We start from the raw sequence: 24,695 nt of genomic DNA, 5'->3' as shown, positions 1-24,695 counted from the left end.
TGTTTCCGGCCACCCGGCGCCGCGGAGCATGGGCGTCCGCGTGCCACACCGTGCTTCGACGCGCTGCCCGTTCGCCCCCAAGGGGCCGCTCCCGGGCCCCTGTTCGCGCGTTCGGCGGCTCAGCGGACGGCCGACTCCAGCCACTGGGCGTCGATCTCGCCCTCGGCGACGATCACCGCCGGGCCGGTCATCTCGATCCGGCCGTCCGGCTGCTCGGTGATCACCAGGGTGCCGCCGAGGACATCGACGGTGTACGTCGCCGGAGTGCCCGTCACGGCCGGGTCGGCGCCGTCGCGGCGGGCCGCGGCGACCGCCACCGCGCACGCGCCCGTGCCGCACGAGCGGGTCTCGCCGGAGCCGCGCTCATGGACGCGCATCGCGACGTGCCGGGGGCCGCGGTCGGCGACGAACTCGACGTTCACCCCGTCCGGATAGGCCGCGGCCGGGCTGAACGGAGGCGGAGTCAGCAGGTCGCCCGCGTGCGCCAGGTCGTCGACGAAGGCGACGGCGTGCGGATTGCCCATGTTCACGTTGCGCGCGGGCCAGCTGCGCTCACCGGCCCCGACCGTGACGTCCCCTTCGGGGAGGAGCGCCCTGCCCATGCCGACGGTGATGTCGCCGTTCTTCGCGATGTGCACGGTCTTCACACCGCCGCGCGTGGCGACCGTGAGGTCCCCCTCGCCCGCGTGGCCGGAACGCTGGAGGTAGCGGGCGAACACCCGTACGCCGTTGCCGCACATCTCCGCGATCGAGCCGTCCGCGTTGCGGTAGTCCATGAACCACTCCGCCTCGGCGGCCATCCCCCGGGCCTCGGGGTGCGCGGCGGAGCGCACGACGTGCAGCAGACCGTCGCCGCCGATGCCCGCGCGGCGGTCGCACAGGGCGGCGACGGCGGCCGGGGGCAGGTCGATGACGTTCTCCGGGTCCGGGACGATCACGAAGTCGTTCTCGGTGCCGTGACCCTTGAGGAAGGCGATCCGCGTGCTCATTCCTCGATCGTACGGGTTCGGCGCGGCACTCCGGTCGGACGGTCCGTCCCGCGGATCACGGCCGGGGGCACGCCCTCCGGCGCACGCCCCGGCGCACGCGGGGGCACGCGAACCGCGGGCTCAGCGCAGCCGGGCGACGCGCCACACGGCCAGCACGACCACCGCGGCGACCACCACGGCGTACCCGGCGACGACACGCCAGTCCGGGCGCCGCCCGGAGCCGCGCTGCGGCAGGCCCGGCCAGGTGTAGCCGACCCGGCGGGCGGCCATCATGCCCCAGCCGGCCGCGCAGGAGCAGATCAGCAGGCCGAGCATGGCGACCACGGCACCGCCGTCGCCGAACTCGAAGGCCAGCGGGAAGGCGAACATCAGAGAGCCGACCGCCGCCAGCGCCACGATGGGGGCGAGCTGCCAGATGCGCAGCCGGCGCTGCGGGCGCAGCTCCACCTCGACCTCGGGCCCGCCGGACAGCTCGTCCATCTCCGGCCCGTCGGCGGTCACACCGCCCGGCGGCTGGTCGTCGGGACCGTCGGAACTGAGGGTGTGATCCCCGTCCTCCGCGGTGTCGTGCACCGCGCCGTGTGCGGTGTCGCGAGGGCCGGCCTCCATCGCCACGCGCCCTCCCAACTCGGACTCCACTTGGTCGATCGAAGCACGATGATGGCATGCCGCCGGAGGCCCGGATGGCGGCCGGGGCGTCCCGATGCCATCACGTGATCAGGCTGTAACCGGTCGTTCGACCAACGCCAGCGCGAGGCGCGGAAGTTCCGTGCGGTCCGCCGCCGCGCCGCTGAGCCAGTGCACACGCGGGTCGCGCCGGAACCATGAATCCTGACGGCGCGCGAAGCGCTTGGTGGCGCGTACGGTTTCGGCGCGCGCCTCCTCCATCGTGCACTCCCGCGCGAGCGCCGCGAGGACCTGCTGGTACCCGAGCGCGCGCGACGCCGTGCGCCCGTGGCGCAGACCCCGTGTCTCCAGCGCGCGCACCTCGTCGACGAGCCCCGCCTCCCACATCCGGTCGACCCGGCGGGCGATGCGCTCGTCGAGTTCGGGGCGCGCCACGTCGACGCCGATCTGGATGGTGTCGTACACCGAGTCGTGGCCCGGGAGGTTGGCGGTGAAGGGCTTCCCGGTGATCTCGATGACCTCCAGGGCGCGCACGATGCGGCGGCCGTTGCTGGGCAGGATCGCGTGCGCGGCCTCCGGGTCGGCGGCGGCCAGACGGGCGTGCAGCGCTCCGGAGCCGCGCACCGCGAGCTCCTCCTCGAGCCGGGCGCGCACCTCGGGGTCGGTCCCGGGGAACTCCAGGTTGTCCACGGCGCCGCGCACGTACAGCCCCGAACCGCCCACCAGGACGGGCCAGCGGCCCTCGGCCAGCAGCGCGTCGATGCGGGCGCGGGCGAGCCGCTGGTACTCGGCGACGGACGCCGTGACCGTCACGTCCCAGATGCCGAGCAGGTGGTGCGGGACGCCGCCGCGCTCCTCATGCGTCAGCTTGGCCGTGCCGATGTCCATCCCCCGGTAGAGCTGCATGGAGTCGGCGTTGACGACCTCACCGCCGAGACGCTGCGCCAGGAACACGCCCAGATCGGACTTTCCGGCCGCGGTCGGCCCGACGACGGCGATGACCCGCGGCGCGGGAGCTGCACTACTCACCGCAACAGTCTCGCAAACCTCCCGGCCTCACCTCGAACGAGTTACGTGACGCCCCGTGCGCGAGGTCGTTGCCAGATGCGAGGTTCCCGGCCGCCGGTTCGAGAACAGGTGACTCGGACGACGCAAACGGACACACCGGACCACGCGGTATTTCGCCCGCACGAGTAACGTATGGAGTTGATATGGGCGTTTTTGCACGGCTTTTTCGGAGGTCGAGGACGGCCGAGGAGGCGCAGTCCGCCGAGGCGGAGATCCCACAGCCGGCGGCCACCGCGGCAACGACGGCGGCAGCGGAGGCCACGGACGCGGCGGCTGCCGCCGAGGGTACGGCCGAGGCCGACGCTGAGTCCGGGCCGCGGCCGACGGCGGCGGAGACCGCACGGCCCACCGCCGACGGGGGCGTCGCGATCCCCGGGCAGCAGTCCGCCAAGGACGTCGCCGACAGCGAGTCCGACGAGAGCGCCCGCACATGACCGCCGTCGCGAGGAAGGGTGCACCCATGGGTCTCATGGACAGGATGAAAGCCAAGCTCTCCCCCGCCAGGGAGAAGGCCGCACACCTCGCGGACCAGCACGGGGGAAAGGTGGAGCGGGGCCTGGACAAGGCCGCGAAGCTGGTCGACGAGAAGACCAAGGGCAAGTACAGCGACAAGATCCACACGGGCGCCGACAAGGCGAAGCACGCGGTGGAGCGCCTCGGGCACCGGGACACCGGCACGACGGGCGGGGAGACGCCGCCGGGCGGCACCCGGCCGCCCTCGGCATCCTGACCGCGCTGCGACCACGGAGGAGCACCTCGGCGGACGGCCGCGGGGCGCACCGCCTCCCGGCCGTCGGCGTGTCCGGGAGGCGGTCCCGGGCGTCCGAGGGCGCACAGGGCCCGCGGGGGCGTGCACGGACATGCGGGGCCGGCGGCGCGCCAGCGCCATGCCTGCGACGAGGACGTGGTGGCCTGGGCAGCGCGGTGTCCGGACCGGCTACGACCAGGCCGCCACCAGGTACCCGACCCCGTACGGCGCGTCGTCGTACAGAAGCGCACCCGACAGGCCCGCGCCCTCGGCCGCGCCGGCCAGTACCTGCCAGGACGCCCGGCCGCCGGCCTTCAGCTCGTGGGCCAGTGCCGCGTCCAGCGCCTTCAGGGCCGCCACGTCCGCCGCCGCCAGCGCCCGCGCGACCTGCGCGTCGAACCCGGCCGCGCGCTCGTCCAGGTAGCCGGGCGCCTTCAGCGTGCGGCACGCGCTGGCGTCTCCCATGACCAGCAGGGCCACCCGTTCGTCCCGCCCGGCGAGGCCGGCTCCGGCCTCGGCGCACCCCTCGGGCGGCAGGGACTCCGGGACACCGAGCCCTTCCACGGGCGCGTCGGCCCAGCCCGTCCGCTCCAGCAGCCACGCGGCGACGGCGAGCGACGGCGGCAGCTCGCGCCACGCCGCCGCCTGGTCCGCCGGGCGCGCGCCCAGCCGTACGCCGACATCCACACCGAAGCCGCGGAACGACCCCCGGCTCCCCTCCGGGTACGGGCACGGCGCGCTCTCCCCGGCGGGACCGACGACCACCAGCCGGCCGGGCCGCGCGGCGGCGAGCACGCCCAGGGCGTCGGCGCAGGCGGCACGGGCGCCGTCCAGTTCGGGCGCGGCGCCGGCGGCGACCTCGGGCACCAGCAGCGGCGGACAGGGGCAGACGGCGGCGGCGACAAGCATGATCCGCAGCGTAATCCCGTCGGGCGGCGGCGTGTGAGGCCGGGGCGACCGCGGTCACTGCCCGGTCGGCACGTCCGTGAGGTCGATCGCGGTGACGGCGAGGCCGACGGGCCTTGTTCGCACTCCGGCGAAGGTGGGTGCGTCAGTCGCAGCCGCACGCGCCTGCGGTCGCCGCCGACAGGGGTTCCGGGGCGCCGATCGACGGCAGCCCGAGCATGACACCGGCCGGCTTGGCGGCCTCCTCGGCGTTCCGCTTCGCCCAGGCGTCGCCCGCGCGCGTGCGGCGCACCCCGAGGGCGGGGCCCTCCGCGAGCAGATGGTGGGGGGCGGCGTACGTGACCTCGACCGTGACCACGTCCCCCGGGCGGACCTCCCCGTCCGGCTTGGTGAAGTGCACCAGGCGGTTGTCGGGGGCGCGGCCCGAGAGGCGGTGGGTGGCACCGTCCTTGCGGCCCTCGCCCTCGGCGGCCATCAGCTCCAGGGTGCGGCCGACCTGCTTCTTGTTCTCCTCCCAGGAGATCTCCTCCTGGAGGGCGACGAGCCGCTCGTAGCGCGCCTGGACGACCTCCTTGGGGATCTGGCCGTCCATGGTGGCGGCCGGCGTGCCGGGCCGCTTGGAGTACTGGAAGGTGAACGCCTGCGCGAACCGCGCCTCGCGCACCACGTGCAGCGTCTGCTCGAAGTCCTCCTCGGTCTCCCCGGGGAAGCCGACGATGATGTCCGTGGTGATCGCGGCGTGCGGGATGGCGGCCCGCACCTTCTCGATGATCCCCAGGTAGCGCTCCTGGCGGTAGGAACGGCGCATCGCCTTCAGGACCGTGTCCGAGCCGGACTGCAGCGGCATGTGCAGCTGCGGCATCACGTTCGGCGTCTCGGCCATGGCCGCGATGACGTCGTCGGTGAAGTCGCGCGGGTGCGGCGAGGTGAACCGCACGCGCTCCAGGCCCTCGATCGCCCCGCAGGCGCGCAGCAGCTTGCTGAACGCCTCGCGGTCGCCGATGTCGGAGCCGTACGCGTTGACGTTCTGCCCCAGCAGGGTGATCTCGGAGACGCCCTCGGCGACCAGGGCCTCGACCTCGGCGAGGATGTCGCCGGGGCGGCGGTCCTTCTCCTTGCCGCGCAGGGCCGGGACGATGCAGAAGGTGCAGGTGTTGTTGCAGCCGACGGAGATCGACACCCACGCCGCGTACGCGCTCTCCCGCCGCGTCGGCAGCGTCGACGGAAACGCCTCGAGCGACTCGGCGATCTCGACCTGCGCCTCCTCCTGGACGCGGGCGCGCTCGAGCAGGACGGGCAGCTTGCCGATGTTGTGGGTGCCGAAGACGACGTCCACCCAGGGCGCCTTCTTCACGATGGTGTCGCGGTCCTTCTGCGCCAGACAGCCGCCGACGGCGATCTGCATGCCGGGCCGTCGGGCCTTCTTCGGCGCGAGGCGGCCGAGGTTGCCGTAGAGCCGGTTGTCGGCGTTCTCCCGGACGGCGCAGGTGTTGAAGACGACGATGTCCGCGTCGCCGTCCGACCCCTCGGGCGCCCGCACGTATCCGGCGCCTTCGAGCAGCCCCGCCAATCGCTCGGAGTCGTGGACGTTCATCTGACACCCGTAGGTGCGGATCTCGTAGCTCTTGGGTGCTTGGGCGTCCACTGCCGGGCTCCGGTCGCTGCTGGTGGTCATGGCTCAAGGGTAGGCGGTTCGGGAACGCCACCGGCCCGCATCGGCGCCTGGGGCAGGCGCTCCGGACGGCCGCCGCCACGGACGCCGCCACCGTCCCCCAACCCGGCACCCCGGACCGACGTGGCGCAGGTCACAACGGTTTACAGAATGCGCAACTCTAAAGTACGGACATGGATCTTCATGTCGCCACGAAGTGGGAGACCGCGGTGCTCGCCGGAGGACCGGCCGACGGCCTGCGCATGCAGGTCGCGGGCCGGCCGCCGGTGCTGCAGGTCACCTACCCCTGCCGGGTGGAGAGCCCGGCGGACGGTGTCCGGGTCGAGGCCCTGTACGTCTACCGGCGCCAGCTCGGCGCCCGCGAGCCCTTGACATACGGCTTCGACGGCGCCAGCCCCTGACGGAAGGCGTGGCCGGACCCGGGGTCCGCTACGCGCCCGGCGGCGTCCAGCCCTGGCGGCGCAGGACCGCCGGGACGTCCGGGGCGCGGTAGTGGTCGCCCTTGAGGACCTTGCCGTCGGACCGGCGGGAGACCGTGCCGTCGGGGCCGATCTTGGTCATGTTGGCGCGGTGGATCTCGGCGATCACGGCGTCGAGGTCGATGCCGTGCACGAGGGCGGTGCCGTACGCCACGTACACGAGGTCCGCGAGCTCGTGTGCCAGCCGGTCGAGGGGGCCGGTGACCGACACCTCGGCGACCTCCGCGGCCTCCTCCGCGAGCAACTCGCCGCGGTGCGCGGCCAGCTCCCGGGAGACCTCCGTCGGCACGGACCGGGCGTCGAGTCCGAAGGCCAGGTGGAATTCACGGACGAGCGAGGCGGGAGAAGCGTGCATCCGGCGACCCTACCGTCACCCGCCCCGGGCCCCAGCGGTCCCCTTGTCGTCCTCTTGTGACCCCTGCCCTGGTCAGCGACGCGCACGGCCTGGCAGGATCGCGCGCATGGTCCAGGCACTCCTTCGTACCCGAGGGCGCCGCGCGCTGCTGGGCTCGACGGCCGTGTGCGCGGTCGTCGGGCTGCTGCTGTGGTGGCTGCTGCCGCTCGGCGAGGAGTCCCCGGGCGGCACGGTCACCTTCAGTACCGGCTCCCCGAGCGGCGTCTACGAGAAGTACGGCACCCTGCTGCGGCACGCCATCGCCAAGGACATGCCGCGGCTGGACGTACGGCTGCTGAACAGCGACGGGTCGCAGGAGAACGTGCGGCGGGTGGCCACGGGGAAGGCGGACTTCACCATCGCGGCGGCCGACGCGGTGGAGACGTACAAGCTGGCGAACGAGCCGGGCGCCGATCGGCTGCGCGGCTGCGCACGGCTGTACGACGACTATGTGCATCTGGTGGTGCCGCGCTCGTCCACCGTGCAGTCCGTGGCGGATCTCAAGGGCCGCACGGTCGCCGTGGGGCCGGGCGGTTCGGGGGTGCGACTGATCGCGGAGCACGTGCTCAAGGCGGCCGGGCTGGACCCGCACAAGGACATCAGGCCGGTGTCCGACGGCATCGGAACCGTGCCCGGGCTGATGGAAGGCCGCCGGATCGACGCGTTCTTCTGGTCGGGCGGGCTGCCCACCGGCGCGGTCACGGAGCTGTCGAAACGCTTCCCCGTCCGCCTGGTGCCGATCGGCAGCGACCTGGTGGCGAAGCTGCACGCTCAGGGCGGCGCCTCCCGCTACTACCGGGCCGCGGTGATGCCCGCCGACGCCTACCCGCAGGCCGAGCACGGCTCCTCCGTGCAGACCGTGGCGGTGGCGAACCTGCTGATGACCCGCGAGGACATGAACGCGGACCTCACCGAGAAGCTCACCCGCACGGTGATCGACAGCCGCGACGGCATCGGCGCCCGGGTGCATGCGGCCCAGCTGGTCGACCTGCGCACCGCGATCTACACGGATCCGCTGGAGCTGCACGAAGGCGCACGGCGCTACTACCGGTCGGTCAAGCCGTAGGTCCCTTGCGCCGCGGTCCGCGGGACGGTGACCGTCACCTTCAGCCCGTGCGGCTCTTGGTGCCCGTAGGAGATCGATCCGCCGCCCGCCGCCAGCAGGGCACGCGAGATGGACAGCCCGAGCCCGGAGCCCTTGATGTTCTGGTGTGCGGCGCTGCGCCAGAAGCGGTCGCCGACGCGGGCCAGTTCGTCGTCCCCGAGTCCCGGGCCGCCGTCGGTGACCACAACGGTGGCGCTCTCGCCGACCGCCGCCACCTCCACCCCGACGCTCTCGCCCTCGGGCGTGAACTTCACCGCGTTGTCGATGACCGCGTCCAGCGCGCTGGACAGCGTGACGGGGTCGGCCCAGGCGGTGGTGGCCGGGCAGTTCCCCGTGAGCCGTACGCCCTTGGCCTCCGCCGCCGGGCTCCATGCCTCGACGCGCTCGGCGGCCAGCGCGCCGATGTCCGTGATCTGGAGGTCCGCCTCGGCGTGCTCGGCGAGCGCCAGGTCGAGCAGATCGTCGAGGACCTGGGCCAGGCGCTTTCCCTCGGTGCGGACCGACGCGATCTCCTCGTTGTCCTCGGGCAGTTCCAGGGCGAGCAGCTCGATGCGCAGCAGCAGCGCGGAGAGCGGGTTGCGCAGCTGGTGGGAGGCATCGGCGACGAAGGCGCGCTGCTGCTCCAGGACGCTCTCGACGTTGTCCGCCATCTCGTTGAACGAGTGGGCCAGGCGCCTGAGTTCCGGCGGCCCGCCGGCGGCCGCGACACGGGACTTGAGGCGTCCGGTCGCGATGTCGTGGGTCGTCGCGTCCAGGATGCGTACGGGCCTGAGCACCCAGCCGGTCAGGCGCAGCGCCGCGCCGACGGCGAGCAGCATCGCGGCGATCTCGCCGGCGCCGATGAGCAGCCAGCCGCGCAGGGTCTTCGAGCGCATCTGCCCGGTGGGCGAGTCGGTCACGACGACCGCGACGACGTCGCCGTCGCGGATGACGGGGGAGGCGACGACGAGCCCGGAGCGCTGCCAGGGCCACACCTGTTCGGGATCGTGGCTGCGGCGTCCCAGGAGCGCCTCGTTGAACGCGTCGCGGCCCTCGCCCTCCTCGGGCAGGTACCAGTTCTCGGGCGCGTTGGCCATGGGCAGGCCGTCGCGGTAGAAGACGCCGGCCCGGATGCCGTACACGCTGTAGTACATGGCGAGCTCCTTGCGGAGGGTCTCGCCGCGCTCGTCCCGGTCACCCGTCCGGGAGCCGCTGGGCCGGTCGGTGACGAACTGCGCGAGGGCCGCGAAGCGCGCGGTGTCGTCGATGCGGTCGACGACGACACGCTGCTGCTCCGCGGCCGCGAGGCTCACCGCGAGCGGCAGGCCCAGGGCGAGCAGCACGGCCGCCATCAGGACGATGAGCAGCGGAAGCAGACGTGCGCGCACCCGTGACCCGCTAGGCGGCGGGGGCGACGAGCCGGTACCCGACGCCGCGCACGGTCTCGATCAGCGCGGGCATGCGCAGCTTGGAGCGCAGGGAGGCGACGTGCACCTCCAGGGTGCGCCCGGTCCCCTCCCAGCTGGTGCGCCACACCTCGCTGATGATCTGCTCGCGGCGGAACACCACGCCGGGGCGCTGGGCCAGCAGGGCGAGCAGATCGAACTCCTTGCGGGTCAGCGGGATCACCGAACCGTCCACGCTGACCCTGCGGGTGGGCAGTTCGATGTGCACGGGGCCGAGGCGCAGCGCGGTCCCGGTGCTGCCGGTGTCGTCCGGGTGCGGGGTGCGCCGGCTGACGGCGTGGATGCGGGCGAGCAGCTCCCCGGTGTCGTACGGCTTGACGACGTAGTCGTCCGCGCCGAGATTGAGGCCGTGGATCCGGGAGCGCACGTCGGAACGCGCGGTGACCATGATCACCGGGGTGCTGGTGCGCTTGCGGATCTTGCCGCAGACCTCGTAGCCGTCCTGGTCGGGCAGCCCCAGGTCGAGCAGGACGACGCCGAAGCCGGAGCCCTCGGGAACGAGCGCCTGCAGGGCCTCCTCGCCACTGCGGGCGTGGGTGACGTCGAAGCCGTGCCGGGCCAGTACGGCGGACAGGGCGGCCGCGACATGGTTGTCGTCCTCGACGAGAAGCAGTCTCATGCCGGCCCCCTCCGGTTCCTCTCTCCTGCCGTTCCTGTGCGTTCCCAGTCCGTAGAAGTCACGCCGATGAACAAGGACGACGTCAAGAGGGTTCGGGTTGCGGACGGCTTCCGTTACCCAGCCGGTACGCTCCCCGCGCGCGGCAGCTACGACAGGTGTCCGGCTGCTACCGGATTGTGATGCTCAGATCTCCCTCAGATGTAATGACGCTGGTCGTACGCCGAAACTACTGTCCTCCGAAACCGAGTGAGGACGGAGCCAGTCAGCAATGACCGAAGTATCGGTGGCCAAGGACTCGGTGGCCACGACCGACGAGCTGGTCGTCCTGAAGAGCGTCAACAAGCACTTCGGCGCGTTGCACGTGCTCCAGGACATCGACCTGACCATCGCCCGCGGTGAGGTCGTCGTGGTCATCGGTCCCTCGGGGTCGGGGAAGTCGACCCTGTGCCGCACCGTCAACCGCCTGGAGACCATCGACTCGGGCGAGATCCTGATCGACGGCAGGCCGCTGCCCGAGGAGGGCAAGGAGCTGGCCCGGCTGCGCGCCGACGTCGGCATGGTCTTCCAGTCCTTCAACCTCTTCGCGCACAAGACGGTGCTCGAGAACGTGATGCTGGGGCAGGTCAAGGTCCGCAGAACGGGCAAGCGGGAGGCCGAGGAGAAGGCGCGCGGCCTGCTCGACCGGGTGGGCGTCGGCGCCCAGGCGGACAAGTACCCCGCACAGCTCTCCGGCGGCCAGCAGCAGCGCGTCGCGATCGCCCGCGCACTGGCGATGAACCCCAAGGTCATGCTCTTCGACGAGCCGACCTCGGCCCTGGACCCCGAGATGATCAACGAGGTGCTGGAGGTCATGCAGCAGCTCGCCCGGGACGGCATGACCATGGTCGTCGTCACCCATGAGATGGGCTTCGCCCGGTCGGCCGCCAACCGGGTGGTGTTCATGGCCGACGGCCGCATCGTCGAAGAAGCCGCCCCGGAGCAGTTCTTCAGCAATCCGCGCAGTGACCGCGCCAAGGACTTCCTGTCGAAGATCCTGCACCACTGACCCCTGGACCCTCGCCCCGCCGCGCCCGGCGGTCTGCGCCACCCGCAGCCCGCACCCGGCAACCCGCCGCACACCACGCGCCACGCACCACGCACCATCTGCCACCCGCCGCTCGTGACCGACGGTCCGCGACCCGCCACGGACGGTCGGCAACGCCCCTCCTTCCGGTCCCCGGCCGTGTCCCGGCTCCCCGGCCCGTATCTCCTCACCACGCAAAGGACGTTCACCATGAAGCTCCGCAAGGTCACCGCGGCCACGGCCGCCGTGCTCGCCCTCGCCACCGCCGCCACCGCCTGCGGCTCCGACAACAAAAGCGACGGCGGTTCCTCCTCCGGGAGCGGCGGCGGCAAGACCATCAAGATCGGCATCAAGTTCGACCAGCCCGGCATCGGCCAGAAGACGCCGCAGGGGTACGCCGGCTTCGACGTGGACGTCGCCACGTACGTCGCCAAGCAGCTCGGCTACGACGCGGACCAGATCGAGTGGAAGGAGTCGAAGAGCGCCGACCGCGAGACCATGCTGCAGCGCGGTGACGTCGACTTCATCGCCGCGTCCTACTCGATCACCCCCAAGCGCCAGGAGAAGGTCGACTTCGCCGGCCCGTACCTGCTCGCCCACCAGGACGTGCTGCTGCGCGCCGACGACGACGCCGTCAAGGCGCCCTCGGACCTGAACTCGAAGAAGCTGTGTTCGGTGACGGGCTCGACCTCGGCGCAGAACGTCCACGACAAGCTCGCCCCGAAGGCCAACCTCCTGCAGTACCCCACGTACTCGGCCTGCCTGACGGGCCTGCAGAGCGGCGCCGTCGACGCCCTGACGACCGACGACTCGATCCTCGCCGGTTACGCCTCGCAGGCCGCCTTCAAGGGCAAGTTCAAGCTCGGCGGCTTCAAGATGACCAACGAGAACTACGGCATCGGTGTCAAGAAGGGCAGCGACCTCAAGGCGAAGATCAACAGCGCCCTGGAGAAGATGGTCTCGGACGGTTCGTGGCAGAAGGCCGTGGAGAAGAACTTCGGCCCCGCGAACTACAAGAACGAGCCCGCGCCGAAGATCGGCAACATCGTCCAGTAAGCAGGGCCCGACGGGGAGCGCCGCCCTCGGAGGGCGACGCTCCCCGGGCCTGTCCGACACGCGGGAGCGCGGGACCTCATGTTCGACTTTCTTGATCGCTACGACCTGCTGGGAGCGTTCTGGACGACGGTGCAGCTCACCGTCCTCTCCGCGATCGGCTCCCTGATCTGGGGCACCGTCCTGGCCGCCATGCGGGTCGGTCCGGTGCCGCTGATGCGCGGTTTCGGGGCCGCCTACGTGAACATCGTGCGGAACATCCCGCTGACCGTGATCATCCTGTTCACCTCGCTCGGGCTCAACCAGACCCTGGGCGTCGGCAGCGGCTCGACCGACTTCGCGGCCCTCAACTTCAAGCTCGCCGTGCTCGGTCTGGTCGCCTACACCTCGGCGTTCGTGTGCGAGGCGCTGCGGGCAGGCATCAACACGGTGCCCGTCGGACAGGCGGAGGCGGCCCGTGCGCTCGGGCTCGGCTTCACCCAGGTGCTCACGCTGGTTGTGCTGCCGCAGGCGTTCCGCTCGGTCGTGGGCCCGCTCGCGAACGTCCTGATCGCACTGACCAAGAACACCACGGTGGCGGCCGCCATCGGCGTCACCGAAGCGGCCCTCCTGATGAAGGAGATGATCGAGAACGAGGCCCAGCTCCTGCTGATCTCCGCGGTGATCGCCTTCGGATTCGTGTGTCTGACCCTGCCGACCGGCCTGATCCTCGGCTGGGTGGGCAAGAAGGTGGCGGTGAAGCGATGAGTTCCGTGCTGTACGACGCCCAGGGCCCCCGGGCCAGGCGGCGCAACGTCGTCTACACGGTGCTGTTCCTGCTCGCCATGGCCGCGGTCCTGTGGTGGGTGTTCACCAGCCTCAACGACAAGGACCAGCTCGCCTGGGACAAGTGGAAGCCGTTCCTCGGCGGTACGGAGGCGTGGTCGACGTACATCTGGCCGGGTCTGCAGAACACCCTGGAAGCGGCGGCCCTGTCGATGGTCATCGCGCTGCCGCTCGGTGCGGTGCTGGGCATCGCCCGCCTCTCCGACCACGCCTGGATACGCGTACCGGTCACCGTCGTGGTGGAGTTCTTCAGGGCCGTTCCGGTGCTTGTGCTGATGATCTTCGGCCTCGCCCTGTTCGCCCAGTACACGAGCGTCGGCTCGGACGACCGCCCGCTGTACGCCGTGGTCACGGGACTCGTCCTGTACAACGCCTCGGTGCTCGCCGAGATCGTCCGGGCGGGCATCCTCTCGCTGCCGAAGGGCCAGTCCGAGGCCGCGCTGGCGATAGGGCTGCGCAAGAACCAGGTGATGCGGTTCATCCTGCTGCCGCAGGCGGTCACCGCGATGCTCCCGGCGCTCGTCAGCCAGCTCGTGGTCATCGTCAAGGACACGGCGCTGGGCGGCGCGGTCCTCACCTTCCCCGAGCTGCTGGCCTCCGTCTCGCCGATGAGCTCGTACTACGGTGCCAACACCATCGCCAGCTTCACGATCGTGGCGCTCGTCTACATCGTCATCAACTTCTCCCTGACGACGTTCGCCGGCTGGCTGGAGAAGCGGCTGCGGCGTGGCAAGAGGTCGACCGGGGCGGTACTGCCTCCGGCGGCGGTCGCCGGGACGGAGTCGGCCGGAACCGCGGATTCCCTGACCGTGTGAGGGATTCCCGTTCCTCCTGCTCTCCGAGGGGCAGTGGCATGATCGCCACTGCCCCTCGTCGCTTGACGCAAGCAGCGGCAGTGGGTTGCATACGTTCTGTGATCGTGCACCTCGCTCCAACTGCCCGTTTCCGTACGTCTCCCAGCACACCGCTCAGGGCAGGGGGCGCCACGCCGTGGATCCGGTGATCATCGTCGGAGCGGGGCCCGTCGGACTCACGCTCGCGCTCGCACTCGCACGCCAGGAGGTCCCGTCCGTGGTCCTCGACGAGGGCCCGGGCAAGGACGAGCATCGGGCCGCGCGCACCGTCGTGCTGCGCGAGGACACCACCGCCCTGTTGGAACGGCTGACCGGAATGCCCCTCGCCGACGCCGGACTGCGCTGGAGCGGATGGCGGTCGATGCGGCGCAGGCAGGTGATGCGGGAGGTCGTGTTCGAGCGCGCCAGCGCCGTCGAGGAGCCCGCCCGCGGATACGCGGGGGGCAACGGCGGCGGATACGGCGGTGTCGCGGCACGGCTCGCCGAGGGCCCGAAGGACACGGACGGAGGGCCCGTCGCCGCCGGGGGGCCGGCCCCGCTGCACATCGCCCAGCACGTGCTCACCGGCGCGCTGCGACACGCCATCGCCGGCGAGCGGCTGGTCAAAGTCGCCGTGGAGAGCCGGCTGGACTCCCTTGAGCAGGAGCCGTCGGGTGTCACGGCGCACACGCGCGGCCCCCGGGGCACGTGGTGGCGCGGCAGTCATCTGGTCGGCTGCGACGGACCGCGCTCGACGGTGCGCAAGCTGCTCGACATCCGCTTCCCGGGCCGCACGGCCGTGGAACGCCACGCCGTGGCGGCGCTGCGCACCGAACTGCCCTGGACCGGTGAGGCGTTGCTGCACCGCATGCCACCGTGGCGGACGTCGGGTCCCTCGGGCGCGGAGGTCATGGCGCGTCCCCTGCCCGACGGTGTGTGGCGCCTGGACTGGCTGCTGCCGCCCGGCAAGGACCTGGTCACGCCCGAGCTGCTGGTGACCCGTGTCCGGGAGACCCTCGCGGGCTGGAACGGGGGCGCCACCCCCGCCTACGACCTGCTCGACACGGGCGTCCATCTCGTCCATCACCGGCTCGCCCGCCGCTGGCGCGCCGGCCGTGTCTTCCTCGCCGGAGACGCCGCGCATCTGCTCGGCGCACTGGGCACACAGGGCCTGGACGAGGGACTCAGGGACGTCGACAACCTCGCCTGGAAGCTGGCGCTGGCCTGGCACCACGGGCCGCGCGAGGCGCTGCTCGACAGCTATCAGACGGAGCGCCGCGCGGTGGTCGCGGCCCGGCTGCGCGCTGCCGACCAGGCGCTGCCGCTGCTGCGCGGCGGAGGGGGACTGCGGTCGTACGTGCCCGGATCCGCACGTGGCCATGATGTGCTGTTCACGGACGGCCACCTGGGGCGCGGCGTGCTGGGCGCGCCGGGGTCGTACGCCGGCTCGCCGCTCATGCCCCCGCACAGCGAGTCCACGACGCCGGTGGACACCGAGCCCGGAACCCAGGTCGTGGACGTACGGGTGACGGCGGAGGACGGCTCGTTCGTACGGCTGCGGGACCGGCTGGGGCGCGGAGCACTGCTTGTGGTGCTGATCGCGCCCGGTACCGGTGTCTGGGAGCGCAAGCACTGGGTGTCGGCGGGAATCATGCCCCGGCTGGCGGCGGCGGTGATGGCCCTGCCGCACACCGCGGAGCTGCTGGTCGCCGAGGGCTACCCGGGCGCCGCCGCCCACACCGTGCTGCTGATCCGTCCGGACGGCCACCTCGTCACGGCGCTGAGCGGGGTGCGCCCGGCCGAGCTCTACGAGGCGGCCGAAGCGGCGCTGGGCGGTCCGGCGATGGAGCAGGCGGCCGCGAACGCGGGCTGAGGGAACGCGACTACTGCATCCCGACGCCGCCGACGTCCGGCGAGGTCTGCTCGGGCATCTGCTGCTCCGGCTGCTGCTCGGGCATCTGCTGTTGCTGCTCCGGCTGCGCCTGCTGCTGCTCGGGCTGCTGCTGTTGCTCCGGCTGCTGCTGTTGCTGCTGTTCGGGCTGCTGCTCCGGCTGCTGCTGCTGTTGCTCCGGCTGCTGCTGTTGCTGCTGTTGCTGCTGTTCGGGCTGCTGCTGTTGCTGCTCGGGCTGCTGCTGTTGCTGCTGTTGCTGCTGTTCGGGCTGCTGCTGTTGCTGTTCGGGCTGCTGCTGCGGGGTCTGCTCCTGTTGCTGCTGCGGGGTCTGCTGCAGCCGCAGCTGCTCCTGCCGCTGAATCACATTGATGCCCGGGACGTTGTTCACAAAGATGGGCCGCGGGTAATTCAGGGGCGTGGCCACCCGAATGACAACCGGTACATAGATGATCCGACCGTCTATGTAATGGCGCCTGTGGTGAATCCGGTAACAGATGATCACCCGCGGATCGTGGTAAGTCCGGTAGCAACGGATCAGACTCGGCGTCAGTTCGGGCTTCTGCGGTGACGCGGAAGCGGACGTGGCGGATATCCCCAGTGCGCCGGCGACCAGGGAGGAGGCTGCCACTGCGACGCCTATGCTCCGGAAGAGCCTCTTACTCATGTTCCTCACCTCAGGGCTCGGATTGGGCTGGACCATTCCCGTCGTGAGGCGTCGCGCAGTGAACAGCCGGACGCCTCCTTGTTCAAGACTCCGTCCACGCATTTCGCCCATCAAGAGGCAGAACAACCGACGGCGTGGGAAGAAATACCCCTTGTCCACCGCTCATCCGGATGCGACGGCGATGCGCCGCCCGTAATGCATCCGAGCCCTGAACGCGATCGGCGCCCCCGCGCGTCCACCGTGTCCAGGGCCCGCGTTTGTGCGGACCGCGCCGGGCGGCCCGACCCGACGGTCCCGGAACCCGTCTTGGGATTCCGTTGCTCCGATGCCGACGTCACCGAACGCCGAAGCGGCCCCGCCGCTTCAGCAGCCCCCCTCGTCCAGCCCTTCCGTGTCCTCGCCCTCGGTCTCCAGCGCCTGACGGACCACCCGGAGGGCCATGCCCTCGGAGTAGCCCTTGCGGGCAAGCATCCCCGCGAGGCGGCGCAGTCGTTTGTCGCGGTCGAGACCTCGCGTCGCGCGCAGCTTGCGGGCGACGAGTTCGCGCGCCGTCGCCTCCTCCTGCTCCGCGTCGAGCTGCCCCACCGCCTCGTCGATGAGCGCGGAGTCCACGCCCTTCGTCCGCAGCTCCCGCGCGAGCGCCCGCCGGGCCAGACCCCGGCCGTGGTGCCGGGACTCCACCCAGGCGTCCGCGAATGCGCTGTCGTCGATCAGGCCGGCCTCCTGAAACCGCGACAGCACCTCGTCCGCCACGTCCTCGGGGACCTCATGCTTGCGCAGGGCGTCCGCGAGCTGTTTCCGCGTGCGCGGGGTCCCGGTGAGCAGGCGCAGACAGATCGCCCGCGCCCGCTCAGCCGGGTCCCCTGGGGGCTCTCCCTTCTCGGCCCTCGACGAGAAAGAGGAACCTCCACCCTGTGGGTCGTCGGCCGGTTCCCCGGCACCGCGCCGCCGCCCTCGTCCACGTCCCCCGCGTGCCCGGCCGTCGCCGCGTGACGTGCCCCCGTCGTACGCGCCCCCGTCTCCGCACGCCCCGTCGCCGTCCCCGACAAACCCCCCGGCGTCCCGGCCGCCCCGCTCCTGCGGGACCACGGGGTGGACGTACTCGGCCCAGTCGGTTCGTCGTGTCATGGGCTAGCTCTTGGCCGACGGCGCCTTGGACCTGGCCGCCTTGGCCGCCGGGGCGGACGCCGTCTTCGCGTCCCCGGCCGCGGGCACGGTGCTCGCCGCGTCCGCACCCGGCTCGGGGGTGGGCTCCTCGGGGCGCACGCCGACGCCCAGCTTCTCCTTGATCTTCTTCTCGATCTCGTTGGCCAGGTCGGGGTTGTCCTTCAGGAAGTTGCGCGCGTTCTCCTTGCCCTGGCCGAGCTGGTCGCCCTCGTACGTGTACCAGGCGCCGGCCTTGCGGACGAAGCCGTGCTCGACGCCCATGTCGATCAGGCCGCCCTCACGGCTGATGCCCTGCCCGTAGAGGATGTCGAACTCGGCCTGCTTGAAGGGCGGCGCGACCTTGTTCTTGACGACCTTGCAGCGCGTGCGGTTGCCGACCGCCTCCGTGCCGTCCTTCAGGGTCTCGATACGGCGGATGTCGATGCGCACCGAGGCGTAGAACTTCAGGGCCCGGCCACCGGTCGTGGTCTCCGGTGAGCCGAACATCACGCCGATCTTCTCGCGGAGCTGGTTGATGAAGATCGCCGTGGTCTTCGACTGGTTGAGCGCGCTGGTGATCTTCCGGAGGGCCTGGCTCATCAGACGGGCCTGCAGACCCACGTGGCTGTCGCCCATCTCGCCCTCGATCTCCGCGCGCGGGACGAGCGCGGCGACGGAGTCGATGACGATGAGGTCGAGCGCGCCGGAGCGGACCAGCATGTCCACGATCTCCAGGGCCTGCTCACCGTTGTCGGGCTGGGAGAGGATCAGGTTGTCGATGTCGACGCCCAGCTTGCGCGCGTACTCGGGGTCGAGGGCGTGCTCGGCGTCCACGAAGGCCACCTGGCCGCCGGCCTTCTGCGCGTTGGCCACGGCGTGCAGGGTCAGGGTCGTCTTGCCGGAGGACTCCGGGCCGTAGATCTCCACGACACGGCCGCGCGGCAGACCACCGACACCGAGGGCCACGTCGAGCGCGGTCGACCCGGTCGGGATGACCTCGATGGGCTCCTTCGACCGCTCGCCCATGCGCATGACCGCGCCCTTGCCGAACTGTCGTTCAATCTGCGCGAGCGCGGCGTCGAGCGCCTTCTCGCGGTCGGTTCCTGCCATGGGTTCCACCCGGTTTGCTTGAGTCGATCGCTTCACGTCAAAGACGCTAACGCCTGCCACTGACATTGCGCCCCGACGCCCGTCCGGCCTGTGGATAACTCGGGCACTTCTCCGCGAAAACGGAACGAAATCCCCGCCGTTGGCCTCGCCGGAGCTTCCATAAGAATGGATGTTCGATTTATGTGTCAAGCGCATCACGGGTACCGCCGAGACCGCGTTCGCTGCCTTCGGGATCTGGCGGCGGCCCGCGCGACGCACTGCTCCCCCCGGCGTACGAGCGGTGTCTTCGGCCGGAGGACGACGGCACGGACCGCTCCCGCCAGGCTTGACCCCATGGACAACGAGAGGATCGCCCGGGGCGGCCGCGCAGCCGCCCCCGCCGGCTGCGACCACCCGCCGGTACCGCCCGTACCGCCCGGCACCGTCATCCCGCCCGTGGCGGCCGGCCCGCCCGGCGTGCGCGCGAACCACCGGACGCTCTCGTCGGGTGACGCCCGGCTCGTCGCCCCGGCCGTCGCCCGGCTCGCCGCCCCGTCCGGGCTGATCGTCGCCGCGGGAGCGGCCCTGCTGCGGCATGGGGCACGGACCTGATGGACGGATCCCTCACCTCCGTCGCCCCACAACGGCCCTCGCCCACGCCGGCGGCCGGGCCCCGGGTGCGCGCCGCCGAGCGGCTCTGCCACACGACCGGCGCCCTCCTGGTGCTGTCCGGACTGCTGCATCTGGTGGTCTTCTTCGTCGACGGCGGCCCCTGGGACGGCCCGGTCTCCTGGCGCAAGCCCGTCACCTTCGGGCTCTCCTTCGGGCTGACGCTGAGCGCGGTCGCCTGGGTGACGTCGTACCTGCGCATCGGCGCGCGGCCACGGACCGTCCTGCTCGTCGTGTTCGCCGCTGACTGCGTCGTGGAGGTGGCCGGGATCACCCTCCAGGCGTGGCGCCACGTGCCCTCGCACCTCAACAGGGGGACGCCGTTCGACGCCGCGGTCGCGACGACGCTCGCGCTGGGCGGCGGTGTCCTGGTCGTCGTGCTCTCGGTGTTCACCGCCGCCGCCTTCCGGCACCGGCCCGATGGGCCCCCGGGCATGGCGCCCGCGCTGCGCTCCGGGTTCGCGATCCTGGCCGTCGGGCTGCTGTCGGGGGCCGCGATGATCGCGCGCGGGGTCCTGCTCTCGCGCGCCGGGCACCAGCAGGCGGCGTACCACTCCACGGCGCCGCTCAAGCCGCTGCACGGGGTGAGTCTGCACGCCGTGCTGGTGCTGCCCGCCCTGGCCTGGCTGCTGTCGCGCACTTCCTGGAGCGACGTCGCGAAGCAGCGGATCGTGTACGGGGCGGTCGGCTGCTACGCGGCCGCCGTGGCCGGCGCCGCGATCCGGGCGGCCCTCACCTGGTGAGTCCTGCGGGCGCCTCCCTCATCCGGGGAACAGCCGTCGCAGGCGCGCGGTGAGCCCGCCGGGGGCGCCCGTCCGGTGCCCGTGGACACGGGGGTCGTCCGTGACGTCGTACCGCTTCACGTACGCCCCCAGGAACGCCTGCAGGGTGGCGACCGCGGGGATCGCGATCAGCGCGCCGACCGCGCCGAGAAGCGCGGTGCCCGCGACGACCGACCCGAAAGCGACCGCGGGATGGATGTCCACGGACCTCGCGGTCAGCTTGGGCTGCAGCATGTAGTTCTCGAACTGCTGGTAGACCACCACGAAGACGAGCACCCACACCGCGTACCAGGGCTCCACGGTGAAGGCGATCAGCATCGGCAGCGCGCCCGCGAGGTAGGTGCCGATGGTGGGGATGAACTGCGAGACCAGACCGACCCAGACGGCGAGCACGGGCGCGTACGGGATGTCCAGCGACGCCAGCAGGACGTAGTGCGCCACGCCGGAGACCAGCGCCATCAGGCCGCGCGAGTAGAGGTAGCCGCCCGTCTTGTCGACGGCGATCTCCCACGCGCGCAGCACCTCGGCCTGGCGTGCGGGCGGCAGCACGGAGCACAGCGCCCGCCGCAGCCGCGGCCCGTCGGCGGCGAAGTAGAACGAGAACAGCGCGACCGTCAGCAGCCGGAAGAGGCCGCCCAGCACCTGCGCGGAGACGTCCAGGACCCCGGTGGCGCTGTTCTGGACGTACTTCTTGAGCCAGGCGGAGTGGATCAGGCTGTCCTGCACGTCCACCCGCCTGAGGTCGGTGTGGAACGTCGTGTTGATCCAGCTGATGACGGAGTCGAGGTAGTCCGGGAAGCCCTCGGCCATCTTGATGATCTGGCCCGCGAGCATCGAGCTGAGCAGCGTGACGAACCCGGCGGCGACGACCATCAGGCCGAGGAAGACCAGGAAGGTGGCCAGCCCGCGGCGCATGCCGTGGGCGGCCATCCGGCTCACCGCGGGCTCGATGGCCAGGGCCAGGAAGAACGCGATGAGCACGTTGATCAACAGGCCGGTGAGCTGGTGGAACGCCCAGCTGCCCAGCTGGAACGCGGCGATGAGGGCGAGGGCCAGCACCATGGCGCGCGGCAGCCAGCGCGGCATGCGGGCGCCCGGCACCGCGCGCTCGTCGGCCGGAGGGCGGGTGTGCGGTGCCGTGCCGGGCGGCGGTTCCTGCCGGGGGACCTGCGAGGTCTCGTCTGTCGGGGCCACGGGGCAAGTCTCACCCACGTCGCCGGATCCGCGGAGCGCCTGGGGATCCTCTCGGCCTTTCAGCGCTTCTCCCGCGGAACGTCCACGGCCGTGCACACCGCGCGCCACACGTCCTTGGCCTCCCAGCCGGCGTCCAGCGCCTCGCGCACCGTGCGCCCGCCGAGCTCCGACATCACGTGATCGCGCGCGAAGGTTTCGGCGTACGCCTCACCGAAGTGATCCGCCATCCGCTGCCAGAAGACCGTCAACCGCATGACCCCAGTATCCCGCCCCTGAGGGTGGGCCGGAGGCGGGACCACTTGCCGGGAGCCCTTTTCGTCCTACGGTCTGACCCATGGCCGAATCCGGAGCTTCCCCACCCCCCGTCGCGCCCCCCGCGCGCTCCCCGCTCTCCCCGCTCTCCCGCGCCGAGCAGTTCGTCTGGCTCACCGCACGCGTGCTCGAACAGCACCGCTTCGCATACCACTTCCTGGGTGGCGGCGCCGACCCCGTCGAGACCGCGCTGGCCGCCTACCGCACCGAGGACGAGGGGTACGGTCACGCCCTCGAACCCGACCTGCGCGGACCGGTCAGCCAGCCCCTGCACACCGCGCACGCACTGCGTGTCCTGGACTCGATCGGGCGCTGCGGCGGGCAGCGGGTGGAACGCGTGTGCCGCTATCTGACCGCCGTGTCGCTGCCGGACGGCGCCCTGCCGACGATCCGTCCCGCCCAGCGCGGCTACCCGGCGGCCCCCTTCGTGCCGATCGTCGACGATCCGCCGAGCGACCTCCTCGCGACCGGGCCCGTGGTGGGTCTGCTGCACCGCAACGAGGTGTGGCACGCCTGGCTGTTCCGGGCCACGGACTTCTGCTGGCAGACGGTCGAGTCCCTGGAGACGTCGCATCCGTACGAGATCGAGGCGGCCGTGGCGTTCCTGGACTCGGCGCCCGACCGTCCCCGCGCGGAGGCGGCCGCCGCCCGGCTCGGCCGCCTGGTGCGCGAACAGCGGCTCGCGGTCCTGGATCCGGAGCGCCTCGACGCGTTTCCGGTCGCACCCGGATACGCGCCGGGCGAGCACCACTTCCCCCACCACTTCGCGCCCACCCCCGGCTCCCTCGCGCGCGCGTGGTTCACCGACGAGGAGATGGCGCGCGCCCTGGACTTCCTCACGGCCGAGCAGCGCGAGGACGGGGGCTGGCCCATCGGCTGGCGCCAGTGGGCCCCGGGCACGGCCCTGGAGTGCCGCCCCATCGTGACCATCGAGGCGCTGCGCACGCTCCGGGCGTACGGAAGGGCCGTCGGCTGACCCGCACGCCCGCACGCCCGCACGCACCGGCGGTCCCGGGCCGGCCGGCACCCGGCCCGCTCCCCCGGTGCGCGGTACCGGCCGGCCCGGGACTCAGCCCGCCGTCGCGCGCACCCCCGCCGTCACCACCACGGCCGCGGCGACGACGAGCAGGAAGGGAGCGCGCAGGACCAGCGCGACGGTGGCCGCGGCGAGTCCAGCGGCCCTGGCGTCCAGCACCAGGGCGCGGCCGTCGGCGAAGGTCTGCTGGGCCGTGAGGGCGGCCAGGAGGGCCACCGGCAGCAGCGCCGCGAGCCGCTGCACGCGCGCCCGCTCCAGGACCCGGGCGGGCACCAGCAGGCCGATGAGCTTGACCGCGTAGCAGCCGGCCGCGGTGACGCTGATCGCGATCCAGATGCCCAACGTTCCTGCCCCCGTGGTCAACGGTCCTCCCCCCGGGCGTCACCGGCGGTCGTGCCCGTGCCGTGGCCCCGGCCGGCCGCTCCCCTGCGCCGGCCCTCCGCCCAGAGCACGGCCGGAGCCGCCAGCGCCGCCGCCAGGACGGGCACTCCGGCCGGCAGGACCGGCAGCAGGCCGAGCCCCAGCACCACGGCGCCGCCCGCCGCGGCCCGCTCCGTGGCCGTCTTCAGCATCGGCGCGAGCAGCGCCAGGAAGACCGCGGGACCGGCGGCGTCCAGACCCCAGGCGTCGGTGTCTCCGGCGGCCTGCGCGCCGACGGCCCCCAGGAGCGTGGTCAGGTTCCACAGCACGTAGAGGGCGAGTCCGGTGACGGTGAAGCCGATGCGGACGCTGCGCCGCGTGGGCTGGGCGAGCGCGACGGCGGCGGTCTCGTCGATGACCCACTGCGCGGCCAGGGGCCGTACCGCACGCGGGAGGGCCAGCACCTGCGACAGACGCAGCCCGTAGAACGCGTTCCGCACGCCCAGGAAGAAGGCGCCCGCGGCCGCGGTGAACGGATTGCCTCCGGCCGCGAGGGCGCCCACGAGGGCGAACTGTGAGGCGCCGGTGAACACCAGGAGGCTGAGCGCGCAGGTCTGCAGGAGCGTGAGCCCGCTGCCGGCCGAGGTCACCCCGAAGGCGATGCCGGACAGCCCTACGGCGACCCCGACTCCGAGGGCGTCCCGGACGACGGCGGCGTCCGGCTTTCCGCCGCCGTCCCCGCGTATGTCTGTGAGAGCGGTCTGTTCTGCCACGCCCCGGACGGTACGGGCGTCCGCCCCCGCGCGTCTTGTACGTTCTTGCGCCGCGGGGCGCGCGCACCATCGCCCAGTCGCTCGCGCCGGTACGCCCCCGGAGGCACGCCCACGATGCGGGTGAAGTGGCGGTTGAGGTGCGGCTGGTCGGTGAAACCGACCGCGACGGCCGCCTCGGCGGGTGCGGTGCCGGCGTCCAGGAGGCGCCGGGCCCGGCGGACGCGGGCGTCGGTCAGCCAGGTGTGCGGCGGCATGCCGTAGGCCTCGCGGAAGGCCCGCAGCAGGGCGAAGGGGCTGGTGCCGAGCTCGGCGGCGAGCCGTTCCAGTGTCGGAGGGCAGGCCATGCTCCCCTCGAGCACGGCACGCGCGCGTGCGGCGACGCGGGCACCGGCGGTGCGCACGGCACGCTGCGGCATCGGCGTGCCGTTGAGCCGCAGCAGCCGGGTCACGGCCACCCGCAGCACGGTGTCGGCGGCGAGCGCGTTGCCCTCGTCCGCGGCCCGGAGCACCTCGTGGACCAGTCCCACGGTGTACGGGTCCTCGAACACGGGTCCGGCGAAGGAGGGGGTGCCGCGGATGGCCGTGGTCTCGGCGGCGATCTCGGCCACCAGCTCCGGCGAGGGGTAGACGGCCCCGTACCGCCAGCCCTCGGGTCCGCCGGCCCGGCCCGTGTGCGGGGTGTCGGGGTTGACCAGCGCCAGGGCTCCGGGGCCCGCGTACTGGTCGGCGCCGCCGTGGTGGAAGATCTCGACGCCGTCGGCGATGGCCGCGATCACGAAGTTCTCGTGGGTGTGCCGCACAAAGGTCTTGCGGATGTACCGGGCGCGCAGCAGATCGACGCCGGGCAGTTCCTCGTACCGCCAGTGCCGTGCCCGCTCCCCGGAACCTGCCATGGCCCCATTCTGACCGAAGCCCGGGGCGGCCCGGCCCCGCCCGCCCGACCTTCGCGGGAC

General features: G+C 72.2%; 28 protein-coding genes. 12 read left to right on the top strand and 16 right to left on the bottom strand.

Annotated elements, in window-relative coordinates; genetic code table 11:
• Positions 1–119: 119 nt before the first annotated feature.
• The 3 genes from dapF to miaA all read right to left on the bottom strand — a co-directional run bounded on the left by dapF (position 120) and on the right by miaA (position 2,645).
• Entirely contained in the window at positions 120–989 is an 870-nt protein-coding gene (gene dapF, locus ACZ79I_RS29635) for a diaminopimelate epimerase (RefSeq protein ID WP_471501125.1), read from the bottom strand.
• Positions 990–1,109: 120 nt separating this feature from the next.
• Positions 1,110–1,604 (bottom strand): hypothetical protein, encoded by a 495-nt coding sequence (locus ACZ79I_RS29630; protein ID WP_471501123.1) that lies wholly within the window; start codon positions 1,602–1,604, stop codon positions 1,110–1,112.
• Positions 1,605–1,706: 102 nt separating this feature from the next.
• Positions 1,707–2,645, bottom strand: a complete 939-nt coding sequence (miaA, locus tag ACZ79I_RS29625) for a tRNA (adenosine(37)-N6)-dimethylallyltransferase MiaA (protein WP_471501121.1) — start codon at positions 2,643–2,645, stop codon at positions 1,707–1,709.
• Between the two features lie 182 nt (positions 2,646–2,827).
• On the opposite strand from miaA, the gene ACZ79I_RS29620 reads away from it, so the two are divergent.
• Both ACZ79I_RS29620 and ACZ79I_RS29615 read left to right on the top strand, forming a co-directional pair.
• Positions 2,828–3,118, top strand: coding sequence for a hypothetical protein (locus ACZ79I_RS29620; RefSeq protein WP_471501119.1), 291 nt, complete (start codon positions 2,828–2,830; stop codon positions 3,116–3,118).
• 26 nt (positions 3,119–3,144) lie between these two features.
• Entirely contained in the window at positions 3,145–3,414 is a 270-nt protein-coding gene (locus tag ACZ79I_RS29615; RefSeq protein WP_471501117.1) for an antitoxin, read from the top strand.
• A gap of 207 nt (positions 3,415–3,621) precedes the next feature.
• Here the strand turns inward: ACZ79I_RS29615 and ACZ79I_RS29610 are convergent, their stop codons facing one another.
• Positions 3,622–4,341: a class III extradiol dioxygenase subunit B-like domain-containing protein gene (locus ACZ79I_RS29610; RefSeq protein WP_471501115.1), complete on the bottom strand. Its 720-nt coding sequence runs from the start codon at positions 4,339–4,341 to the stop codon at positions 3,622–3,624.
• Positions 4,342–4,483: 142 nt separating this feature from the next.
• Positions 4,484–6,013: a tRNA (N6-isopentenyl adenosine(37)-C2)-methylthiotransferase MiaB gene (gene miaB / locus ACZ79I_RS29605; RefSeq protein ID WP_471501113.1), complete on the bottom strand. Its 1,530-nt coding sequence runs from the start codon at positions 6,011–6,013 to the stop codon at positions 4,484–4,486.
• 170 nt (positions 6,014–6,183) lie between these two features.
• Here miaB and ACZ79I_RS29600 point away from each other — a divergent pair, with 170 nt between their 5' ends.
• Positions 6,184–6,411 carry a hypothetical protein gene (locus tag ACZ79I_RS29600; protein WP_381077150.1) on the top strand — a complete coding sequence of 76 codons (228 nt, stop codon included), beginning with the start codon at positions 6,184–6,186 and terminating at the stop codon, positions 6,409–6,411.
• Positions 6,412–6,439: 28 nt separating this feature from the next.
• Here the strand turns inward: ACZ79I_RS29600 and ACZ79I_RS29595 are convergent, their stop codons facing one another.
• Entirely contained in the window at positions 6,440–6,844 is a 405-nt protein-coding gene (locus ACZ79I_RS29595) for a pyrophosphohydrolase domain-containing protein (protein ID WP_471501111.1), read from the bottom strand.
• 106 nt (positions 6,845–6,950) lie between these two features.
• On the opposite strand from ACZ79I_RS29595, the gene ACZ79I_RS29590 reads away from it, so the two are divergent.
• Positions 6,951–7,949: a TAXI family TRAP transporter solute-binding subunit gene (locus tag ACZ79I_RS29590; protein ID WP_471501109.1), complete on the top strand. Its 999-nt coding sequence runs from the start codon at positions 6,951–6,953 to the stop codon at positions 7,947–7,949.
• On the opposite strand, the gene ACZ79I_RS29585 is transcribed toward ACZ79I_RS29590, so the two are convergent.
• Both ACZ79I_RS29585 and ACZ79I_RS29580 read right to left on the bottom strand, forming a co-directional pair.
• A complete protein-coding gene (locus tag ACZ79I_RS29585; RefSeq protein WP_471501107.1) occupies positions 7,928–9,355 on the bottom strand; it encodes a sensor histidine kinase in 1,428 nt (475 codons plus the stop codon). The two genes, ACZ79I_RS29590 and ACZ79I_RS29585, sit on opposite strands and share 22 nt — an antisense overlap.
• Positions 9,356–9,365: 10 nt before the next feature.
• Positions 9,366–10,052, bottom strand: a complete 687-nt coding sequence (locus ACZ79I_RS29580; protein ID WP_471501105.1) for a response regulator transcription factor — start codon at positions 10,050–10,052, stop codon at positions 9,366–9,368.
• A gap of 268 nt (positions 10,053–10,320) precedes the next feature.
• Between ACZ79I_RS29580 and ACZ79I_RS29575 the strand changes: the two genes are divergently transcribed.
• The 5 genes from ACZ79I_RS29575 to ACZ79I_RS29555 all read left to right on the top strand — a co-directional run bounded on the left by ACZ79I_RS29575 (position 10,321) and on the right by ACZ79I_RS29555 (position 15,699).
• A complete protein-coding gene (locus tag ACZ79I_RS29575) occupies positions 10,321–11,097 on the top strand; it encodes an amino acid ABC transporter ATP-binding protein (RefSeq protein WP_381077137.1) in 777 nt (258 codons plus the stop codon).
• A gap of 228 nt (positions 11,098–11,325) precedes the next feature.
• Positions 11,326–12,171: a glutamate ABC transporter substrate-binding protein gene (locus tag ACZ79I_RS29570; protein ID WP_471501103.1), complete on the top strand. Its 846-nt coding sequence runs from the start codon at positions 11,326–11,328 to the stop codon at positions 12,169–12,171.
• Between the two features lie 78 nt (positions 12,172–12,249).
• Positions 12,250–12,915: an amino acid ABC transporter permease gene (locus ACZ79I_RS29565; RefSeq protein WP_471501101.1), complete on the top strand. Its 666-nt coding sequence runs from the start codon at positions 12,250–12,252 to the stop codon at positions 12,913–12,915.
• Positions 12,912–13,808: an amino acid ABC transporter permease gene (locus ACZ79I_RS29560; protein ID WP_471501099.1), complete on the top strand. Its 897-nt coding sequence runs from the start codon at positions 12,912–12,914 to the stop codon at positions 13,806–13,808. The genes ACZ79I_RS29565 and ACZ79I_RS29560 overlap by 4 nt, the downstream gene beginning before the upstream one ends.
• Before the next feature lie 175 nt (positions 13,809–13,983).
• Positions 13,984–15,699: an FAD-dependent monooxygenase gene (locus tag ACZ79I_RS29555; RefSeq protein WP_471501097.1), complete on the top strand. Its 1,716-nt coding sequence runs from the start codon at positions 13,984–13,986 to the stop codon at positions 15,697–15,699.
• Positions 15,700–15,709: 10 nt separating this feature from the next.
• Here ACZ79I_RS29555 and ACZ79I_RS29550 read toward each other — a convergent pair whose 3' ends face one another.
• From ACZ79I_RS29550 to recA, 3 genes are all read right to left on the bottom strand, one after another.
• Positions 15,710–16,381 carry a hypothetical protein gene (locus tag ACZ79I_RS29550; protein WP_471501095.1) on the bottom strand — a complete coding sequence of 224 codons (672 nt, stop codon included), beginning with the start codon at positions 16,379–16,381 and terminating at the stop codon, positions 15,710–15,712.
• A 363-nt stretch (positions 16,382–16,744) separates the two neighbouring features.
• Complete coding sequence (gene recX, locus ACZ79I_RS29545; RefSeq protein WP_471501093.1) at positions 16,745–17,509, bottom strand: recombination regulator RecX; 765 nt, start codon at positions 17,507–17,509, stop codon at positions 16,745–16,747.
• Between the two features lie 3 nt (positions 17,510–17,512).
• Positions 17,513–18,637 (bottom strand): recombinase RecA, encoded by a 1,125-nt coding sequence (gene recA / locus ACZ79I_RS29540; protein WP_471501091.1) that lies wholly within the window; start codon positions 18,635–18,637, stop codon positions 17,513–17,515.
• A 333-nt stretch (positions 18,638–18,970) separates the two neighbouring features.
• Here recA and ACZ79I_RS29535 point away from each other — a divergent pair, with 333 nt between their 5' ends.
• Entirely contained in the window at positions 18,971–19,228 is a 258-nt protein-coding gene (locus ACZ79I_RS29535; RefSeq protein WP_471501089.1) for a hypothetical protein, read from the top strand.
• Positions 19,228–20,028: a hypothetical protein gene (locus ACZ79I_RS29530; RefSeq protein WP_471501087.1), complete on the top strand. Its 801-nt coding sequence runs from the start codon at positions 19,228–19,230 to the stop codon at positions 20,026–20,028. Before ACZ79I_RS29535 ends, ACZ79I_RS29530 begins: the two co-directional genes overlap by 1 nt.
• 18 nt (positions 20,029–20,046) lie before the next feature.
• Here the strand turns inward: ACZ79I_RS29530 and ACZ79I_RS29525 are convergent, their stop codons facing one another.
• Both ACZ79I_RS29525 and ACZ79I_RS29520 read right to left on the bottom strand, forming a co-directional pair.
• Positions 20,047–21,261 carry an AI-2E family transporter gene (locus ACZ79I_RS29525; RefSeq protein WP_471501085.1) on the bottom strand — a complete coding sequence of 405 codons (1,215 nt, stop codon included), beginning with the start codon at positions 21,259–21,261 and terminating at the stop codon, positions 20,047–20,049.
• A 59-nt stretch (positions 21,262–21,320) separates the two neighbouring features.
• Entirely contained in the window at positions 21,321–21,515 is a 195-nt protein-coding gene (locus ACZ79I_RS29520; protein ID WP_471501083.1) for a DUF3046 domain-containing protein, read from the bottom strand.
• An 80-nt stretch (positions 21,516–21,595) separates the two neighbouring features.
• Here ACZ79I_RS29520 and ACZ79I_RS29515 point away from each other — a divergent pair, with 80 nt between their 5' ends.
• Positions 21,596–22,549: a hypothetical protein gene (locus ACZ79I_RS29515; protein ID WP_471501081.1), complete on the top strand. Its 954-nt coding sequence runs from the start codon at positions 21,596–21,598 to the stop codon at positions 22,547–22,549.
• Between the two features lie 93 nt (positions 22,550–22,642).
• On the opposite strand, the gene ACZ79I_RS29510 is transcribed toward ACZ79I_RS29515, so the two are convergent.
• Genes ACZ79I_RS29510 through ACZ79I_RS29500 form a run of 3 tightly spaced genes read right to left on the bottom strand, consistent with a single transcriptional unit; the run spans position 22,643 to position 24,635 of the window.
• Entirely contained in the window at positions 22,643–22,951 is a 309-nt protein-coding gene (locus ACZ79I_RS29510) for an AzlD domain-containing protein (RefSeq protein ID WP_471501079.1), read from the bottom strand.
• A 17-nt stretch (positions 22,952–22,968) separates the two neighbouring features.
• A complete protein-coding gene (locus ACZ79I_RS29505; RefSeq protein WP_471501077.1) occupies positions 22,969–23,742 on the bottom strand; it encodes an AzlC family ABC transporter permease in 774 nt (257 codons plus the stop codon).
• A complete protein-coding gene (locus ACZ79I_RS29500; RefSeq protein WP_471501075.1) occupies positions 23,643–24,635 on the bottom strand; it encodes an AraC family transcriptional regulator in 993 nt (330 codons plus the stop codon). Before ACZ79I_RS29500 ends, ACZ79I_RS29505 begins: the two co-directional genes overlap by 100 nt.
• Positions 24,636–24,695: the final 60 nt, after the last annotated feature.

The sequence above is a fragment of the Streptomyces sp. PSU-S4-23 genome (genome assembly GCF_055632315.1).
This window is presented reverse-complemented; position numbering and strand designations above follow the sequence as displayed.